The organism is Streptomyces sp. NPDC051172, assembly GCF_040682555.1.
In the GTDB taxonomy this organism is placed as follows: domain Bacteria; phylum Actinomycetota; class Actinomycetes; order Streptomycetales; family Streptomycetaceae; genus Streptomyces.
The window spans coordinates 1-1436 of sequence record NZ_JBFBBE010000348.1; the positions used below are offsets into that span (position 1 = coordinate 1).

Consider the following 1436-nt stretch of genomic DNA (forward strand, 5'->3'; position numbering starts at 1 on the left):
CGACGCCCTCGACGTCTCCGGAGTTGTAGTCCGGGTTCTCCGGGATGCCCTCCTGGACGGTGGCGTCGTACATGGCCTGCTGGATCGGGTGGTGCGGGTAGTCGGTGCTGATGTCGAGCAGCCCCTCGCGGCCGCGGGTCGCGGGGTCGCCCTCCGGGTACGCCTCGATGGCCCGGAAGTAGGGGGCGACGTCGTCCCAGGCCCAGCCGGCGCAGCCGAGCTCGCCGGCCCAGGTGTCGTAGTCCCAGCGGTCGCCGCGCACCCAGATGGCCGCGTTGAGCGCATGCGAGCCGCCGAGGACCTTGCCACGGGGCAGGTGGACGCGGCGGCCGTCGAGCTCGGGCTGGGGCGTGGTGCGGTAGTTCCAGTCGACGTCGGTCTCCCACAGGAAGCCGAGGCGGGAGACGTCGTCGATGTCCGGGTTGACGTCATGCTCACCGGCCTCGACGAGGGCGACGCGCCGGCCAGCATCGAGCAGGCGACGGGTCAGGACACAGCCAGCCGAGCCGGCACCGATCACGAGGACGTCGGCGTGGTGGGTCTGGGGGTTCTCGGTGGACATGGCGCCTCCAGGTTTGCAGGGAGAGTGATGCACGTCACGGTATAGCGGAGGTGGGCGCCCGCGTTGACCCGGCGCGCACCGACATTGACCGACGGCGCAGGACGAGGTGTCGCGGCCGCCGAGCCGGACCTCCGGGAGAACACCGCGCCCCCATGAGAGGTAGATCGACGCCCTGGACCAGGCCCTCGTCCGGCAGGGATATACGCAAACGCGCGCCTTCGCGCGCGAGGCGATCGCGCGCATCGGCACGCTGCTCGAGGCAGCGCGCGAGCACTGAGGGCACCGCGGCCACTCCCGCCTCCGCCCCGTCACACCCCCCCCCCGCAGTTGTCCCCCGTCACACCGGCCCGGGATAATGTACCTGAACGCACGGTCGGTAATTCGCCGCGCCCGCCCCGTCGTCGGTCACTCAAGGAGTCTCCATGTCCGCACAGTCCCAGGCCCTGCTCGTCGGCGGTCGCCGCACGCCCGTCGGCAAGTACGGCGGTGCCCTCTCCTCCGTCCGCCCCGACGACCTCGCCGCCCTGACCGTCAAGGCCGTGATCGAGGACGCCGGCATCGACCCGTCGGTCGTGGACGACGTCATCCTCGGCAACGCCAACGGCGCCGGCGAGGAGAACCGCAACGTCGCCCGCATGGCCTGGCTGCTGGCCGGCTTCCCGGACACCGTCCCGGGCATCACCGTGAACCGCCTCTGCGCGTCCGGCATGTCCGCGATCGGCATCGCCACCGCGATGGTGCGCTCCGGGATGGCCGACGTCGTCGTGGCCGGCGGCGTGGAGTCGATGTCCCGCGCCCCCTGGGTGATGGATGCCCAACCGTGACCATCACGGCGCCTGGGTCAACAGCCGCGCCCTGGAGTTGGCGGGCATCG

At 71.7% G+C, this 1436-nt stretch carries 1 protein-coding gene and 1 pseudogene; one reads left to right on the forward strand and one right to left on the reverse strand.

Annotated elements, in window-relative coordinates; translation table 11 throughout:
* A partial coding sequence (locus AB0N07_RS50990; RefSeq protein WP_365847817.1) for a GMC family oxidoreductase occupies positions 1-562 on the reverse strand: 562 nt, incomplete at its 3' end.
* 422 nt (positions 563-984) lie between these two features.
* Between AB0N07_RS50990 and AB0N07_RS50995 the strand changes: the two are divergent.
* Positions 985-1371: pseudogene (locus AB0N07_RS50995) on the forward strand (beta-ketoacyl synthase N-terminal-like domain-containing protein); the annotation flags it as partial.
* Positions 1372-1436: the final 65 nt, after the last annotated feature.